Annotated in this window: 14 protein-coding genes and 1 tRNA gene; 11 read left to right on the plus strand and 4 right to left on the minus strand. The window is 63.7% G+C overall.

Annotation, left to right across the window (positions count from 1 at the left end):
* The first annotated feature begins 13 nt into the window (after positions 1-13).
* Together KF724_04055 and KF724_04060 are read left to right on the plus strand one after the other, a co-directional pair.
* Positions 14-976, plus strand: coding sequence for a hypothetical protein (locus tag KF724_04055; protein ID MBX3354854.1), 963 nt, complete (start codon positions 14-16; stop codon positions 974-976).
* Between the two features lie 95 nt (positions 977-1,071).
* A complete protein-coding gene (locus tag KF724_04060; GenBank protein MBX3354855.1) occupies positions 1,072-1,545 on the plus strand; it encodes a hypothetical protein in 474 nt (157 codons plus the stop codon).
* A 152-nt stretch (positions 1,546-1,697) separates the two neighbouring features.
* Here KF724_04060 and nadD read toward each other — a convergent pair whose 3' ends face one another.
* Positions 1,698-2,393 (minus strand): nicotinate (nicotinamide) nucleotide adenylyltransferase, encoded by a 696-nt coding sequence (nadD, locus tag KF724_04065; protein MBX3354856.1) that lies wholly within the window; start codon positions 2,391-2,393, stop codon positions 1,698-1,700.
* A 44-nt stretch (positions 2,394-2,437) separates the two neighbouring features.
* On the opposite strand from nadD, the gene KF724_04070 reads away from it, so the two are divergent.
* Positions 2,438-2,512 (plus strand) — tRNA-Glu (locus KF724_04070).
* A gap of 75 nt (positions 2,513-2,587) precedes the next feature.
* On the opposite strand, the gene KF724_04075 is transcribed toward KF724_04070, so the two are convergent.
* On the minus strand, positions 2,588-3,757 hold the full coding sequence (locus KF724_04075; protein MBX3354857.1) for a phage integrase SAM-like domain-containing protein: 1,170 nt from the start codon (positions 3,755-3,757) through the stop codon (positions 2,588-2,590).
* Between the two features lie 137 nt (positions 3,758-3,894).
* Positions 3,895-4,608: a DUF3987 domain-containing protein gene (locus KF724_04080; protein ID MBX3354858.1), complete on the minus strand. Its 714-nt coding sequence runs from the start codon at positions 4,606-4,608 to the stop codon at positions 3,895-3,897.
* An 80-nt stretch (positions 4,609-4,688) separates the two neighbouring features.
* Here KF724_04080 and KF724_04085 point away from each other — a divergent pair, with 80 nt between their 5' ends.
* On the plus strand, positions 4,689-10,673 hold the full coding sequence (locus tag KF724_04085; protein ID MBX3354859.1) for a hypothetical protein: 5,985 nt from the start codon (positions 4,689-4,691) through the stop codon (positions 10,671-10,673).
* A gap of 580 nt (positions 10,674-11,253) precedes the next feature.
* Here the strand turns inward: KF724_04085 and KF724_04090 are convergent.
* Complete coding sequence (locus KF724_04090; GenBank protein ID MBX3354860.1) at positions 11,254-11,553, minus strand: hypothetical protein; 300 nt, start codon at positions 11,551-11,553, stop codon at positions 11,254-11,256.
* A 146-nt stretch (positions 11,554-11,699) separates the two neighbouring features.
* Here KF724_04090 and KF724_04095 point away from each other — a divergent pair, with 146 nt between their 5' ends.
* The 7 genes from KF724_04095 to KF724_04125 all read left to right on the plus strand — a co-directional run.
* Entirely contained in the window at positions 11,700-12,011 is a 312-nt protein-coding gene (locus tag KF724_04095; GenBank protein MBX3354861.1) for a hypothetical protein, read from the plus strand.
* A gap of 583 nt (positions 12,012-12,594) precedes the next feature.
* On the plus strand, positions 12,595-13,404 hold the full coding sequence (locus KF724_04100; protein MBX3354862.1) for an IS3 family transposase: 810 nt from the start codon (positions 12,595-12,597) through the stop codon (positions 13,402-13,404).
* Positions 13,405-13,826: 422 nt separating this feature from the next.
* Entirely contained in the window at positions 13,827-14,111 is a 285-nt protein-coding gene (locus KF724_04105; protein MBX3354863.1) for a transposase, read from the plus strand.
* Positions 14,108-14,974, plus strand: a complete 867-nt coding sequence (locus KF724_04110) for an IS3 family transposase (GenBank protein ID MBX3354864.1) — start codon at positions 14,108-14,110, stop codon at positions 14,972-14,974. The genes KF724_04105 and KF724_04110 overlap by 4 nt, the downstream gene beginning before the upstream one ends.
* 175 nt (positions 14,975-15,149) lie before the next feature.
* Positions 15,150-16,088: a pentapeptide repeat-containing protein gene (locus tag KF724_04115; protein MBX3354865.1), complete on the plus strand. Its 939-nt coding sequence runs from the start codon at positions 15,150-15,152 to the stop codon at positions 16,086-16,088.
* Between the two features lie 713 nt (positions 16,089-16,801).
* Positions 16,802-17,026, plus strand: a complete 225-nt coding sequence (locus tag KF724_04120; protein MBX3354866.1) for a helix-turn-helix domain-containing protein — start codon at positions 16,802-16,804, stop codon at positions 17,024-17,026.
* A 116-nt stretch (positions 17,027-17,142) separates the two neighbouring features.
* Positions 17,143-17,853: hypothetical protein (locus KF724_04125; protein MBX3354867.1), on the plus strand; the 711-nt coding region annotated here is incomplete at its 3' end.

Here is a 17,853-nt window from a genome sequence, read left to right on the forward strand (position 1 = left end):
GGTCAGTTTCACCATGAGAGCGTTCAAACTTCGCCAGGATCTCAAGCGTTCAGTCATCGACGGCTTTGCGCTCCCGCTCGGCATCGAGCCGGTGAATCTCAAGCCACCGACGCAGGGATTCACCATTGATTACCGCGAAGGCGGTCAGGAGGGGCCCGACCACTATGTCTTTCATGTGGTCGCGAGCCACGAGCGCATTCGCGGGCTTGTGCGCGAGGCGTTCGGGCTGCTGCCTGATGAGGTCACGCCGATCGTCGAGATCGACTCGACCGATGCGTACCGGACGGTTGATGTCTTCGTCGGGCGCGAACCGATTCCGCTCGATGAGTTTCTTGATGTCTGGGACGAGTTCGAGCCCATCCTGATGGAGGATGCGTCACTCGGTGCGGGCGCCAACGCCGAGGAGCCGTTCGTCGAGGTCTTCCTCGACAACTGGAAGGGGCTGCTGCTGTATGTGCCCATCGACTTCCGCCCCGACATCGAGCGGATGCTGCGAAGGCACGGACTGCGCGAGGTCCCCGAGACATGGCCTCCCGATGACATGGAGAGGGACCCGCCGTCGCAGGTCCGCGAGGTGCTCGAGATCGAGGATGAGCAATCCCCCGACCTGCACGAAGTGCTGCTCCAGTTGCGCGAAGCGTGGGACCTCGAGCTCGATGTCGACCCGGAGAACAACCGTGATGAGCGCGGCCGATCGCTCGGGATGACACTCTGGAACGCCGTGGCCGTGGTCGAGTCGACGAAGGAACCCAACAGCGGCAAGGGGGCCTATGTCAACATCTGGGCGAGCGCCCGTTCGCTGGCCGATCTCAACGCCATGGTCGAGCAGGTGCTCGACGGCATGCCGGAGTGGCGCTTCCAGGTGATGTACGCCACCGATCGCGTGGCCTTTGACGAGCGTCCGCCGGAACTTTCCGAACTTCCGCTGCGGCGCACGAAGAGCGAGGTTCACCGCGTGTCGGTCGAGTCGTGGTGACTCTCGTGGCCATGGCGAGGATTGGTCCCCTCGCCGAGTCGTCGGGGGAGTTCTGTGAGCTTCGCATGACCCGCGCGCCCAATGAGTGAACAACCATGAGCCGTGAAGTCCATCGAGCGCTCGGCTGGTCGGCGGCGATCCTCGCCTTCGGCTTGCTCGTGCCCTCGCTGGTCATCGTCGCACTCGAGGTCTTCGTGGCGCACCACAGCGTGCAAGTCGCGCTTGCGGAAGTTCTCCGTCGGCAATTCGCCGAGGGTGAAAACCTCTTTCTCGTCGCGATGCTGGGCCTCTTCCCATTCTTGGTGCTATCGCTCGTGTGCGTGGCGACCGCGGAGCGGATGGAGCCTGCGCGTCACGCCGCCATCGTCATCGGCGGGCTGATCGGGATCCTCCTCGTGATGGTGTCGGGCCATGTCGCCGTGTGGTATCCGATCTACAGTGGAGCCCACGCCTCGTCGACCGCGGTCATTGCGTTCCTCTTCATCCCCATCTACAGCACCGGTGCGATGCTCATCGGGATTCTTGCGGGATACGGGGCGGCGACTCTCCCGGGGCTCCTTCGAGAGTGATCATCGGTCCCATGCGCGCCTGGTCGGAGAGGCCGGCGAGCCATCGCCGCAGCGACCTCCAGTGACTCGAGCGCCGCGCGGACGGCAATGTGAAGCCAGCGCGAGACGGTGGTGCATGCAACCCGCGCGACTCGGGCGACGCACCGCAAGGGCTATGCGCCCCGATAGAGCGGCCGATCCGCGAGATAGTCGACCACGGCGCGGGGCAGCAGATCGTCAACTGGCTCACCTGCGGCGAGGCGGCGTCGCGCCTCGGAGCTTGAACACTCGACAGGCTCGATGGGGAGAAGCCACTCGAGAAGCCGGGGCTCATGCCGCTTCACAGCCTCGCGCTCGAAGTCGGCGCGCGACAGCGGGGGGCGAAGGACGACTGCGGGCGTGGCCATGGTGAGGATCGCCTCGGGCTCCCGCCACGATCGGAAGTTGAGGGCCTGGTCGCTGCCGATGAGGAGGCGGATGGGGCGCGTCTCGCCACCGGCGCGCAGGGCTCGAAGCGTGTCCACGGTAAAGCTCGGTCCCTGCCGCTGCGCTTCGAGATCACTCGCGGAGAGCGCCCGGCGCCCCTCGATGGCTCGGCGGACCATGTCCATTCGTGCGTTGACCGGCGCGGGAGGCGTGGCGACCCGCTGCGGATTCACCTGCGCCACCATGAAAAGGACCTCGCTCGCGCCAAGAAGGTCCCTCGCCAGCTCTGCGAGCTCGATGTGCCTCAGATGGATGGGATCGAAGGTGCCGCCAAAGAGGATGAGCGGGGGCGATGCGCCCGGCGGCGCCGGGGAGCACTTCAGGTCGATGGTCGTCGCAGGTCCTGCGGGCGTGCGCCGCGGGAAGTCCGCTGCAGGATGCATGTCTTGAGACTATCCCCAGGCGCGTCTATACTCCGCTCTCTTCAGGCCCCATCGTCTAGCCCGGTTCAGGACACATCCCTCTCACGGATGGAACAGGGGTTCGAATCCCCTTGGGGTCATTTCAGTCCGCATCCGCAAGGAGCGGAACGATCTCGCAAGGCTTGGCAACGACCAACCTTGCGAGCGATCGTCGCTCATGCGCTCTCGACGAGCTTCCGGACGCTTCCGCTCGTTTCTTGCAGATCGCGCTGCGCCTGGCGCTGCGCGCTGTGCGCGGCCTTGTCGTAGAGCTCATCGGGGACGGCGTTGGCGTAGTGCCGTCCGCTCACTTCGATGCTGTGACCGATCCACTTGCTCACGGCGAACTGCGGGAAGCTCATGGCCCATTCCTTCTCGCAGCTCGAGCGCAGCGTTTGCCAGAGCCGCTGCCAAGGCTCGACGCCAGCTCGGGCCCAGATGCGTCGCACGGGTTTGATCAGGGCTCCCTTCCCATTCATGGTGATCAATCGCTCTTCACCTTCGGGACAGGAGTCGAACCGTGCCTGCAGGAGCGCCATGAGCGGCGCCGTGATTGGCACCACGCGCTCGCCATGACCTTCCCACCGCTCGGTCTTGGGGCTTCGCACGACAAGGCGTCCCCGATTGAAGTCGACGTCGGCCCAGGTGAGCAGGTGCGACTCACTGGAGACTCGCAGGCCCGCGTACCGAGCGAGACCAAAGAGAAGTCGCCACTCGTCGTCTGGACAGGCATCGATGACGCGGGCGATCTCGTCAGGGGTGATGTACCGCGTGTAGCGGCTTGCCGTGGCTCCGGACGCGAGCTCAGCGAACGGGTCCGCGTCGACCGCCTTGCGGCGTACCGCCTCGCCCACGATCGTCTTCGCGTTTCCGCAGTGGGTCCGGATCGCTGCCTCGGAGAGACCGAGTTCCTTGAGCCAGCGACGCCACGCCGAGGCCTGATCAGGGGTGATCTTCCGAAGCGACGTGTCGGCTCCGAAGAACGCTCGCAGTTTCGTTCCGGTCTGTTCCAGTTTCTGGAGACTGCCGGGCTTGAGACGATCCCGGCCCTCCTCGATGTAGCGCTCGATCTGCATGCCGATCGTGGTCGACTGCCGCTCGGGCGCCAACTCCACGGCGACCAGCTTGTCGTAGATCCGGTCATTGAGCGCCTTCAACCAGCGGGAGGTTTCGTCAGAGGGCGCATGGTGAAGCAGCATGGCCGCGAGAAGGTCCTCAATCCTGACCCTGAGCGCGTCGGCATACCGCCTCGGCATCTTGCCGAGCGTGATATGCCGCATCGCTCCCGAAGGGCTTCGAAAGGAGATGAAACGACTGCCGTTGGGTCGTGTCGTGACGCTTGCCATGCGCTGTCGCCTTCCGTGGAGACACTGAGCCTCAAACCGGCCCGGACCTCAAGTCGCTGTTTTCGCGCGGACCCTCTTCTGACACTGACGAAACTGACGAAACCCCCCGGAACGGCTCGAAAGTGGCCCTGGCGGCCTCAGGAGGCCGTTTTCTGGCCCCGAGGTTTCGTCGCCGGAGGGGAGGTTTCGTCAGAGGCGCGCATTACTCCTGCCAGCGCAAACCGCCGCGTGGGGCGGCCACCCTTGGTCCCGGGTAGTGCGTCGTGCCAGGCCCCGAGCCCTGCCGCAGCCAGAGCGTCCAGCTCCGCCACGGCCTCCGCCCGTTTCTTGAGTGAACGCAGCCGCTGCCATTCCCGTGGCGTGACGGGGCCATCCTGGCGCTCGAGCAGCTCGATCATCTGCCGCGTCTGGAGCTCCTGGTCATCGGCGGCGAGCGTGGCGTAGACGCGCCGGGCCTCCGACGCGAACCAGCGCGAGAGCCGCACGCCCGAGGCGATGCTCGCGGCATCGATGGTGTCGGCGTCGGTGAGCGTGGGGTCCTCAGCCGCCGCACGGGCCAGGTGCACCACGAGCGCAAGCCGCGCCGCATACCCCTCGAGCTTGCTCCACGCTGCGGCCTCCTCGCCAACCAAGGCGAGCTGCTCCTGGCCATGTTCGTTCACGAAGTCAATCCACGCGGCCTTCGCCCCTGAGTCGAGGGGCACCAATCGGGGCGCCGGATCGCCATCTGCGTCGCGATCCGCCTCCAGCGCGTAGAGTCGATCGAAGAGCGTCATGACCGCGCCCTCGGTCATCGGATCGAGCTCCGCTTCCGTCCATCGCTTCGCCCGCCGCGGCGGGTGCGCCAGCAACAGTCGCGGGCTTCGTCTTCACGGCGGGCGACACGGGCCAGCCGGATCTCTGGACCTACACGGGCCAGCACGGCTACCAGATGGTGTTCTTCGGGTTCAATGACTACGACAGCCCGAGCGTGAATCCTGCGAAGGGCCAGCTCTGGAAGTTGATCGATCCCGCTGGCAACATTGCGTACGTCGGCTCGCTCTCCTCCGGCGCCGCCGCGATCTCGGCGGGCTACGACGGCAGCGGTCGAATTACGACGGCATACGACACCGCGAACCGCCGGTACAGCTACACCTACAGCGGCAGTGCGATCGGCGGCGCGATCAGGTTGACGCAGGTCCTGTGCGAGCGCCTGACCAGTGGCACATGGGCGACGAGCCCGGTGACCGCAACGGTCGCGACGGTGGACTACACCTACTACCAGAGTGGCGGAACGACCTTCGGCGACGAAGGAAATCTCAAGCAGGTGACAGTGACCGTGCCGTCGAGCGTGGCGAGCGTCGATCTGGTGCGCAAGCGTTACTACCGCTATTGGACGGGCACCTTCAACGCGAGCACGAATCCCGGCCATCCGAATCTCATCCAGTACATCGTCGATGCCGAGGGCGTGCGTGCGTTCGACTTCGGAGACTCGACCTGGGACGACGATCACTTCACCGCGTCAGAGAATTCGCTGAAGCCCTACGCGAGCGCGTACTTCACCTATGACTCGTCGCGCCGGATCAAGACCTTCTGGATGAACGGCGCCTGTGGTTGCTCGGGCGGCGCCGGCGACGGGCTGCACACGCTCGTCTTCGGGACAAACAGCGGCTACACGGACAACTCGGGCTACGACACGGCCTGGAAGTCGGTGACGCAAGTTGTATTCCCGAGCGAGACGGCGACCTCGAACGAGAACAAGTTCCTGAGTCAGTACTTCCACGAAGTCGGGCAGGCGAGCTCGCGCGCGGTAACCGACGGCAGCCCGCTCGGAGGCACGGCGCCGGGGCAATGGAGCACCGACGTTACTCGGAACTCGCTCGGCGCAGTGACGGCGATCGCGCCGCCGGACACCGTCAGCGCCTTCAGCTACTCGCCCGGGACATTCACGACGCGATCAAGCGCGGGCCGGTACTTCACGACAACCCGAGTGAGTTCGGGTGATCTCAAGGGTTTCGTGGTCGAGACGAAGCACAGCGTTGCAGGCACCTCGGGCACGCAGTACCTCGACCTGACGCTGACCTACCCCGGAAGTCCGCAGGCCATCACGGTCGGCGACATCACCGTCCCGCGCGCGCTGCCCGCGAGCTATCGCCACTACACGCAGGCGATCACCTCGGGCACCACCGGCTCGATCCTGACTTCGCTGGCTTACACCTTCCATTCCGGGGCGGCCGCGAACATGGTCAAGGTGCAGACGGTCACGAATCCGACGGTGACAACGGCCAACAACGGCTCCAACAGTGCGACGATCACGAAGTCCTACATGCGCGCTGACGGGACGATGGCGTTCCGCGAGGACGAGAACGGCATCTTCAGCTACTCCGGCTATTCCGGTGGCCAGCTTGTGAAGTCGATCGCCGACGCACAGACGAACCACGGCACGGACTTCGCCGCCGGTGACGACCCCGGAACCGACTTCGGAATCACGGAGACGAGCGCCGGGCTGCGGCAGATCACGACCTACGCATTCGATCATCAAGGTCGGCTGGACACCGTCACGCTCTTCGCGAATGCATCGAGTGCTGCCGGGATGCGCGTGCAGAAGCACGCCTATACGCGCCTGGCCGATCAGCGGATGGTGACGCTTGGGTATCCCGACTTCGAGGCTGGCGGAACGCCGATCTATCACGGACCCGCGGGCTATCGCGTGTCGAACCTCGCGAACCGAAGCGTGTTCAGCGGCGCGATCGCCTTCGACGGCAACCAGACGAATGCCGCCCCTGGCGCTCAGATCGACGACAACGCTTCCGACCCGATCACGGCCGTCCTCGACGGAACTCTCGCGCGGATGCAGACAAGCATCTTCGAGTCTTCCGGAACGCAGCTCCAGGAGTCGCGGAGTTACTTCGAGATTCCCACTTCCGGGGCCGGAGCTTCCGGCACTAACTTTGACGCCACGACCTTCGCCTACAGCGACGCTGGTCGGCGCTGGCGTACGAAGTCCGCCGACGGCACGATCTCACGCACGGTCTTCGACAAGCTCGGACGAACGATCTCGCAGTGGGTCGGCACGAACGACAACGACGCGGCGTTTCCCGGGGGAGAGACCTCCGGGACATTCAACATGGTCAAGGTGCAGGAGGTCGTCTACGACGGCGGCTCGGACGCCGCGATGAGTCTGCCGACGCAGACCACGAGTTTCGTGCAAGGCTCGACCACCGGCCAGCGCCAGACCTCGAGCCAGTTCGATGGAAACGGTCATGCGGTGCTGACCGTGAACCCCGTCGCACCGCATGTGCTGCGGAAGTTCGATCATCTTGGACGCGTGCTCGCGACCGGGCTCTATTCATCTGCGAGCGGATTGAGCGCGACGAGTGATCCGACGAGCGTGACGACGAACCGGCTCGCGCTCACCGAGCAGGCCTTTGACGAGCGCGGGCGCGCTTGGAAGAGCACGCGCCACGAGATCGTCGCCGGCGCATCGACGGACACGATCACGAGCAAGAGTTGGTTCGACCCCCGGGGAAGCCTCGTGAAGATCGAGGGCGAGCAGCTCGCGAAGTTCGCATACGACCGGCTGGGCCGCCGCATCCACGAATACACCGTCGCGCGAATGAGCAGTTCGTCGTACTCGAGTGCGCTCACTGTGGCCGGGGATCTCGTGCTCGAGCAGCACGACACCGTGTTCGACCCGGTGAACGGCCAGATCGTCATGACGGCATCGATCGCGCGTCATCCCAACGATTATGGTGGCGGCGCGACCACCGGGGCGCTCGACACGAACGCCGACACAGACGACCTCAAGTACACGATGTCCGATGTGGAGGGTCGCATTCAGATTGCGGCCACATGGTTCGACCGCTACGGGCGCGTGACGGATTCGGCCTTCTACGGTACGAACGGCAGCAGCGACTTCGACCGAGATGGTCTCGGAGTGCCGACGCGCTCGGACACGGTGCTGGTCAGCAGCACCTCCTACAACACGGATGGCACCGTGCTCGAGACCACCGATCCCCGGGCTCAGAAGACTCGGTTCCTCTACGATCAGGCTGGCCGCACGGTCGCGACGATCGGCAACTACACCGGCGGCAGCCTGAGCTCGCCCACGCGCGACAACGACATCTACACGCGCTACACCTATGCCAACGGTCACCAGACGAGCATGTGGGTCGACATCGATGGCGACGGCACCGTCGACACGGGCGGCACCGGCGACACCAACGACCAGGTCACCACCTACACCTACGGAGTGGTTAAGGGAACGAGCCCCGGCGATTCGACGATCGCCTCCGGGTCGCTGCTCCAGAAGGTCACTTATCCCGATTCGTCCGGCGGCAGCGATGTCGTCACCTTCGCCTACAACGCCCCCGGGCAACTCATCTGGCAAAGCGACCAGGCCGGAAATGTCATCGAGACCGACTTCGACGCCGGTGGCCGCGAGACCCATCGCCGAGCGACGACCATCGCGAGCGGCTTCGACGCCACGGTGAAGCGGATCAGCACGACCTATGACTCCCTCGGACGCACCGAACTCGTGACGAGCTGGGACAACGCGACCCCCGGAAGTGGCAATGTCCTCAACGAGGTCAAGAACGCCTTCGACGGATGGGGCAATCTCACGAGCTTCAAGCAGGATCGGGACTCCGCGGTCGGAGGCAGCGGCTACTACGAAGTCTCCTACGCCATTGCCAAGGCGGCCACGGCGGGCAAGCGCCAGACGCTCCGTCGCAGCTCGATGACGCTCGCGGGCAAGACCTGGACGCTCGACTACTCATCGACCGGCAGCCTGCTCGATGCAGACCAGAGCCGCGTCACGAACATCAAGGACGGCAGCACCGCGGTCAGCCGCTACTGGTACCTGGGCGAAGGCGATGTCGCGGGCCGCGAGTACGGCGAATGCCGCGTCAAGTGGAACGAATGGGCCTCCGGAAGCCCCGTCACCTACCCCGATCGCGACCAGTTCAATCGCATCACCTCAAGCCGCTGGACGAAGACGATCACGGGCGGATCGATCGACTTCGTCGACCTCGATGTCGCCTACGATCGTGCAAGCAATGTGACCTCGGTCAAGGACGACATCTACCCCGGATTCGATGTGCTCTACGCCAACGACGGTCTGAACCGGCTGACGGATGCGGACGAAGGCACGCTCTCAAGCGGCAGCATTTCCTCGCGCACGCGTCGCCAGCTCTGGACGCTGTCGCAGACGGGCAACTGGCCGAACATGCAGCTCGACCTCGATGGCGACGGCAGCTACACCGGTAACGACGAACTCGACGAGACGCGCACGCACAATGTGGTCAACGAGATCCTGACGCGCGATGTCGACAGCAACGCGTCGGTTGACTACACGCTCGCGCACGACGCGGTCGGCAACCTCACCGACGACGGCCAGAGCTGGAAGTATGTCTATGACGCCTTCGGCCGCTTGAAGGAACTCAGGAAGCGCAGCGATGACTCGCTGCTGGCCGAGTACACCTACTACGGCAACAACTTCCGCGCGAGCGAGCACTACGACGCCGATGCCGATGGCGATGTCGATGGAAGCGACCCGACCTACTTCTTCGCCTGGGACGAGGGCTGGCGGCTGGCGGCCGTCTATCGCGGCTCGGACTCGAGCCCCAAGGAGCGATTCCTTCATCATCAGGCGGGCAATTCCGGGGGCGGCGGCTCGAGCTACATCGATTCGCTCGTTCTTCGCGACCGTGACGCGAACACGGCGTGGACGGCAGCAAGCGACGGCACGCTCGAAGAGCGCCGCTACTATTGCCAGTCCTGGCGTCACGATGTCGTGGCGATGGTCACGAGCGGCGGCGCGCTCGCCGAGCGAGCCAGATACTCGGCCTACGGCGTTGCCTTCGGCATTCCGCTCGGCGATGTGAACGGCGACGGCGTGCGCGACAGCACCGATGACGGCTTCTACAGCCCGACGCTCCCGACGGGAGTCCGCTACGACCTTAACCTCGACGGCGTCGTGAATTCGACCGACGCAGGGATCGCGAGTGGCGCGCCGTCCGTCACCCTCGGCCGCGGCAAGCTCTCGAACATCGGCAACCGCTTCGGCTACGCGGGATACGAGTCGGACTTCGTGTCCGACCTGCTCATGCATGTCCGCAACCGCGTCTACCACGCAACCCTCGGCCGCTGGACTCGCCGTGATCCGCTCGGATATGTCGATGGCGCGAGCCTTTATGAGTATGTTACGAGCGCGCCGATCGTTGAGCTTGATGCGATGGGGCTGGCAATCGGACTCGGGTGCCAGGGCTATGGAGGGCCGGGAGAGTGCCCAGGCGGCGGTGCCTATAGTGCAATAAGCACTGTGTCAGTCAGTCCGTTACTGATTGTGCCCATGATTGTGCCCCTCCTTCCATACCTATATCCTGAACCGAAATGGGACCCTCTAAGATGCAATTGGAAGTGTCCAGGGCTTGGCCCGGGACTCATTGATACTATCTGCTGGTGCCGATGCTGGGCTTCAGGACAGTCCTTGGACGGGGCATGGATAAACCAACTACCTGCCTGTCCCTGCAAGATTAAGATCAGTCGGCGAATGCATGGAGGTACCAACGGGACTCTGCCTGGGTGGGGTTATGGTGGGCGTCATCCACATCACCATCCGGGAGCGGAATACTGCTTCCGAAAGAGCGGGCCGGGAGGCAGCGGGCAACAGTGCTGTTATGATATCAAAGGCGATCTAATCACAGAAGGTGAAGGTGCCGGCACTCCCGATCTTGTGACGCCAGGCCCTATTGGATGGATGGAACATGTCGGCCACGATGTGAATCCATTTGAAATCTGTCGACATGCGGGAATGCTAGGTTGTTACTGGAAACATCGCCCGCCAAACAACGCCTTGGGGTGCAAGCCGAATTGCTTGCCGGTAACTGGCCCGCCGTGCAACGGAATGAAGCCACTCGATTGCGACTTGAAGTAGCAGACACCGATCCTAGACTTGATCGATCGTACTATCGTGCCTCGAATGAACGCGCAACCTGCTGCAATGCCTTACTTGCCCGTGCCGCAGGCGCTCTTGGTGTGCATCATTGCAGGATTTAGCAACGCTTATCCTAGCTTAATGGTGGTGGCAACTATTCTGACTCTGCTGTCCGTCTGTGCGTTCTTGGCCATTTGGGCTCTCATGGCGCTTGTGCCCGTCGTTCGAGGCGATTGTCGTAATGCTACATGTTCCATATGCGGTTACCCTAAAGAGGGGCTTCGAGCAACAGTCTGTCCCGAATGTGGGCACACCTCCAATCGACACATTCATTGGCTAGCAAGTGGGCGTCGCAGTTTTGCTATGGGAATAGCACTGCTGCACATGCTGACGGTGATGGCCGCTTGCTTTTGTGCGGTCTGGACAGTCGTGTGGATGCTGGCACCAACGGCTTAGACAATGTGGTGCTCTATCGGTTCCATATGTACTCAATCAGGCCAGTTGGGTTTAGTTCTGATCCTGTTGATCGCTGGTGGATAGGTATCCAAAGCGTGTTGTCGGTGTCCGTCCCGCGAACCTTTCAATTACCCACATCTTTGGCCAGACAGTAACCGAGGTGGATGTCGGTCAATCTCGCCATGCCGCGCCATAGGACCATGTTTCCCGGCGGCGCATCGCGGGCCCGGTTCAGATAGCCACCGAGTCGAGCGAGCCTCGTCAGGAAGTTGCCTACCGTCTTCTTTCTTGAGCCGTCGTTGACCGGGACGAGGCGCTCGAGCAGGTTGATCTCTGAGTTCGTGAAGACCAGCTTCACCGGGAGGTCCGGAGAGGCGCGGTTCATCATCGTCAGCCACAGCACACGCCATGCCAGAATGCACATGATCGCGATCAGGTTGACCAGTCGCTCGGCAGTCCGCAGCCTCGAGTCCTCGGGTAAGGTTCGGAAGATTGCGCAGATTTGAAAAAGCAGCCCCCCGCTGGAAGGTGTTGGTGTGTTGGAACAACCCCTTTCCAGAGGAGAGCTGCATGGACAGCGTAGCGAGCGGATCGACGGAAGTCGCGGAGTGCGCGACGGAGTCGTTGAAAGCGGCGGTGACGGTGGACGCGGAGAAGGTGCGAAGCCATCTGGACGAGATGGTGCGTTCGACGGTCGAGCAGACTCTGAACGCGATGCTGGAGGTGGAGGCGGACCAGGCGTGCGGGGCTGGTCGTTACGAGCGTTCTCGCCGGATCGTCTGGACACTCGAGCGGGAGCTACGAGCGGACGCTGGAGACGAAGGTGCGCTCGGTGAAGCCTGGGCGTTCCGCGGCTTCGAAAGCTGCCGCTCGAGTCGATGATCATCGAGCGGTATCGTCGCTCGAGAGCTCGGTGGAGGAGGCGTTGGTGGAGATGTACGGCGGGCGTGAGCATGCGTCGGGTGGAGGATCACGGAGCGCTGGGATCGCGGTGAGCCGTGAGCACGGTGAGCGGTCTGGGCGCAGAAGAATACGGCCAGATCGAGTCGTGGCGCAGCCGCGTCGGATCGAGGGCGAACACGCGTACGTACCTGGACGGGACCTGGCTGAAGCGGAGCTGTGGGGCGGGGAGGTGAAGAGCGTGGCGGTGCTGGTGGCGATCGGGGTGAATCAGGAGGGCTTCGCGAGATCCTTGGAGTGGCGGAGGGGACGAAGGGATGGATACGGGAGAGCTGGGCGCTCGTTCCTTCGGCATTTGAAGATGGCGGCCTGAGGGTGTTCGCTGGAAAACGGTGAGCGATTAAGTCCGGCCGTCGAGCGCTATTCTTCCCCGAGGCGTCGTGGCAGCGATGCGGCACTTATCGCAATGTGATGACAGTGGTGCCAAAGGGTCGGGCAGGAGGTCGGCGATGCTGAAGACGATCCACGCCCAGGAGACGCGCGGTTGGCGGAGGAGAAGTCGAAGGTGATCGCGCAGAAGTCGAGCTGCTTCGGCTTGTCGAGGATGCGGGAACGGGCGGTGGCGAATCCACGCCGTGGACGCCGGCACATCGTGGACCTGCTGCACCAGGAAGGCTGGGCGATCGGGACGAGACTGATGAAGCGGCTGTGGCGTGTGGAGGGTCTGCCGGTGTCGCAGAATCGCAGGAAACGCAGGCGGATCGGAACGGGCGAGCACGGGATCGTCCGACGGCGAGTGACGACGAGGAACGAGGTGTGGGGCCTGGACTTCGTGAGCGACCGGACGGCGGACGGTCGTCCGCTTCGGCTGCTCGTGGTGCTGGACGAGTTCACGCGAGAGTGCCTGTCGATCGAGGTGGGCCGGAGCTGCCGGGGCGAGGATGTGGTGGCGGTGCTGGACGAGCTGACGGCGATCCGGGGCGCACCCTTGCACATCAGGAGCGACAACGGGCCGGAGTTCGTCTCCAAGGCGGTGAAGCGATGGTGCGCGGAGAGCGGGACGGGCACGCTGTACATCGACCCGGGGGCGCCGTGGCAGAACGGGATCGTGGAGAGCTTCAACGGACGGCTGCGGGACGAGCTGCTCTCATCGGAGCTCTTCGAGACGCTGGCGGAGGCGAGGTACCTGGTGGACCGCTGGCGTCTTCACTACAACCATCGCAGGCCACAGCGGGCGCTGGGGAAGCGGACGCCGGCGGCGTACGCGGCGGCGACCCCTGCGGCCCCTCCGCTCCGGCTCGCTTCGCTCGCCGGCGCTGCGGTGCCGCAGGGGTCGGCTACCATGCACAAACTCTCACAAGAGGTGGACCGATGAGAGCGACCCCGTCATCAGAGGTGCCAAGTGAGCAGCGCGAGCACGTGGCATTGTCCGCTACTCGAAAGAGACATCTCAGAGGGGCTCTGTCTTGATATTAACTACGAACGAACGGGAGTAATGAGCGCAGGGTGCCTGCAGGAGGTGACGCGAGAAACGGGAAAGACCGAACCGGAGATAAGTAGGACCTGTGTGTCCTGTCCGAATTTTCCATTTCGGGAGGTTCCGGGTGGAACTCCATTGCCGCCATGATTGTCCTCTCGGGATGCCTCAGTCGAGGCATCTTCCAGTACGAACGAGTGTCGACCCCTTGCTTGGCTCTCAGATAACTGCGAAGGCACTCTTGACCTTGCCCACCTTCGGTGGAGAGGGGCGATCGAGAGGACAATGTCTTCGGATCGAAGCCCCTGGAGGACCACTGGATGCGAGGTCGAACATGCAAGCCTGAGTTTCGCGAAGGCGCCGTCAGGCTCGTGCTCGAGCAAGGCCTGACCGTCGAGCGAGCTGCCAAGGATCTCGGAATGCCGTCGCACACCCTGTACGCACGGGTCGCCCACGCTCGCAAGGGCAACGGCGTCTTCTTGCCCAAGGCTGATCGCGATCTCCAGGCACGCGTGCGCGAGCTCGAGGCGGAGACGCGGCGCCTCCGCGCTGAGCGGGACATTCTTCGAAAAGCGACGGCGTTCTTCGCTCGGGAGCCGTCATGAAGTTCGCCTTCATCCGCGATCACCTGGCCGGAGAGTTCAGGATCGTCGACTGCTGCCGGGTGCTGCGCGTCAGCCAGAGCGGCTACTACCGCTGGCGCAAGAGCCCGCTCGGGACGCGCGAGCAACGCAAGATGGAGCTCGTGCAGGCGATCCGCGAAGTGCACGAGGAACATCGCTGCGTCTACGGCAGTCCCCGCCTCACGAGAGCGCTCGAACAGAAGGGCATCAAGGCCAACCGCAAGACGGTGGCCCGCCGAATGCAGGAGCATCGCATCCGGGCGAAGACCGCGAGGCCGTTCCGACCGCGGACCACCGACTCCAACCGCGACCATCCGATCGCTCCCAATCTCCTCAACCGCTCGTTCCATGTGCCCACGCTCGACACCGTCAGGCTCGCCGACATCACCTACATCCCGACGGATGAAGGCGTCCTGTACCTCGCGGGCGTCATGGACCTCTGCAGCCGCCGAATCGTCGGGTGGAGCATGGCCGACCACCTCCACGCCGACCTCGTCCTGGACGCGATGCGCATGGCGGTCGATGCCAGGCAACCCGAACCGGGTCTCGTGCATCACAGCGACCGCGGCGTGCAGTACGCCTCCAGTGACCTCCAGTCGCTGCTGGCTCAGCTCGGGATCGCGCCCAGCATGAGCGCCGTCGGCGACTGCCTGGACAACTCACCAAAGGAGAGCTTCTGGGCGCCGCTCAAGCGCGAGCTCATGAGCGACCGCCGCTTTGCCACCCGCGACGAGGCGCGGCAAGCGATCTTCGAGTGGATCGAAGTGTGCTACAACCGCAAGAGACTTCATAGCAGCATCGGATACATGAGCCCCGAAGCGTTCGAGGCCCGCTTATGCTGTTAGCATCTCATCCCTCTCCACCAGAGGTGGGCAAGGCCAGGTCCCTGATCTCGTCCGACCGAGCGACGGGCTCTGGCTGGATGTGACGACTCCGAAGCAATGGATGAGACATGTCAAGAAGTACAGAGGAAAGCACGGTCCATTCGCAATACCCCTCTTCTATTGAGGCCTGTGACCGATGAACTCCTCCAAGCTATCAGCGTGGTTAGCCATCAAGGAAGGCCGCTCGCCGCACGACCTTGGGCTGGGCATTCATGAATGCCGCCTCGACCTTCGGGGGCTTGTGCTCGCGGCAGCCGACTCGGTTGCACATTCGAGGTTTGGCGACATCGAGATCGTCGAGGTCCACGGAAAGCCTGCATTGCGAGGCGCACACCTTCACGGGATCGACTTCACCGGCTCAAGCCTCGCGGACCTGCAACTGGACGAGTGCGTCCTAGAGGACTGCGTCTTCGATCGATGCAACCTCAATGGAATGATTGCTCGACGATGCGCAATCCGGCGATGCACCTTCGCGCGTACGGATCTCCGCAACTCAGACATCGCCGCGACGATCGACCCGCCATGGAACGAGATCACCGACACGGTTTTCGACCGGGCCGACTTCCGCGGTGCGACCTTCAGCGTTGCGGTGTTTGGCAACTGCGCATTCCGTGACTGCCGACTGAAGCGGATCGACTTCGACTCCTCGGTCTTTGAGCGATGCGTGTTCGAAGGGCGGCTCGACCAAGTGATCTTCGGGTCCCAAGTGCTCAGTGCCGAGTCAACACCACCCAACCTTATGAGCGGGGTGGATTTCACCAGCGCCACATTCGGTTTCGTCGAGTTCCGACGGATTGATGTTCGGCGAGCCAAGTTCGGTACAAGTTGCGATCTCGTCCTCGTATCGCCCCATCGTGCCTGTTTGGACTCGTTGCTCCAGCTTCTCGAAGCTGAAACGGATCCAGGAACTCCTGGCGTGAAAGCAGCGATCGAGATTGATCGACGATGGGCCCTCCCGGGGGACTCCGTCGGTGTGCTGCACCTTCCCGACTTCACATCCAAACTTTCGCCAGCAAGGGCAGCGAGGTTTCGAGAAGAGGTTCTGCGCTGGAAGTGGGATCCCCCTTCGCGTTAGCAGGCCGCTGATGTCAACTCGCGCGTAGAACTGACCCACTGCCGAGCATCGAGAACTGACCCACCCCAGTCCGATCGGTCAACCTGCGGCCTCTTCACCCATCGCCAACACGGTGCTGTCAGGATCTCCCAATCGGTCCCCACCGATCGGTGGCGATCGATTGAGCGGTCCGACCGATGAAACAGGCGCGAGACATTTCGCAAAGTGTCAGGTTCCCTCTACTTCAACGAGTCGGTGAAACAAGGCCGACCCACCGGTAAACGATGAACACCTCGGCCTAACGGTCGGGTGTTTGTCTTTCATCCGCAGGGAAAATGCCGGTGCTTCGAGCACTTGCCCGGCGCTCAGAGACGCGAGGCGGGAGTCGCGCGCGACACGCGCCGACATCGTCAGCCAGCGTTCCGCCGTGAGAACTCGAAGACTATAACCAGAGACGCGCAACTGGTTATGGAAGTGGCAAGCATAACCCGTTGGGGCGCGACTTGGTGCCGACCGGCGTGTTGTCGCTCGGCACGGCCAGGATCGCTCCATTGATCCCAAAGTGGGGTGCGGTGCCATCGTGCGAGTCTCTCGCATCTGCGGAGTTGCGTGCAACCCCGCCGCGCCACCGCGTAGATATCCAGTAGGCGACTGCCGTTGACAGCCGCGGTCCCCGGAACCCTCGTGGCCCACCAAGGCCGGTCTTGCGATCACGCTCCATTCAGGAGTCCTCGATGTCACTGCGCGCAGAGATCTCGACGCAGCCCGCGTTTGTACTGCTCACCGCTGGAGATGTCGCTTGCCAGCTCTCGTGCTCGCCGCGCCATGTGCGGCGCATGAGTGAGCGCGGGGCGATGCCGGCGCCAGTCAAGGTTGGCCGCCTCGTGCGATGGGATCGCGATGCGATCGAGCGCTGGGTCGCATCGGGTTGCCCGGCACTCGCACGGCACTGCGATTGAGCATCTCGCGATCTGCATCGAACTTGATCTCTTCGGCCACTTGCCGCTCACTGTGCGCCGTCGATCGTTGGACTCTCTGACTTCTCTGGCTCGCTCGCACGCACCACACCGCGCACATGGGCACCGTCTTCCGCAAAGCCTGGACCTCGCCGCTCCCGCCGGGAGCTGAGGTCGTCACGGTCCGCGGCTGTCCAATGGCCCGCTGGCGACTCAGGAACGGCGCGCTTCGTACAGCGGAGATCCTCGACGGCGCAGACGGCCGCGTGCGAATCAGGGGTCGCACTGCCACCTATGTGGCCAGATATCGCGACGGCAGCGGCGTCTGGACCGAGGTCCCGACCGGCTGCAAGGACGAGACGGCGGCGAAGGCGATCCTGGCCAACCTCGAGCGCCGTGCCGAACTGATCCGCGCGGGCGTGATCTCGCGCGAGGAATCGGACGAGGGCCGTCACGGCTCGGAACCGATCGAGCGGCACATTCAGGCGTGGCGCGAACACCTTCGCGCGAAGGGGACCTGCGATCGCTGGCTCGCGCAGGCACCGCGGCGCGTGGCGCGGGTTCTCGGTGAGCGAGACATCCGGCGACTTCGCGATCTCACTGCCGAGCGCATCGAGCGCTGGCTGCACGATCAGACAGACGCGGGCATGAGTGCGGGCACGCGCAATGGGTATCGCCAGTCGTTGATCGCGTTCGCGAACTGGTGCGCTCGCAGTGGCCGCCTCGCCGTGAATCCGCTTCAGCATGTGCCGACTGCTGACGCGCGTTCGGACTGTCGTCGCAAGCGAAGGGCGCTCACGGATGACGAACTTGTGCGCCTGCTCGATGCC

It is taken from the genome of Phycisphaeraceae bacterium (assembly GCA_019636735.1).
Lineage (GTDB): Bacteria > Planctomycetota > Phycisphaerae > Phycisphaerales > SM1A02 > VGXK01.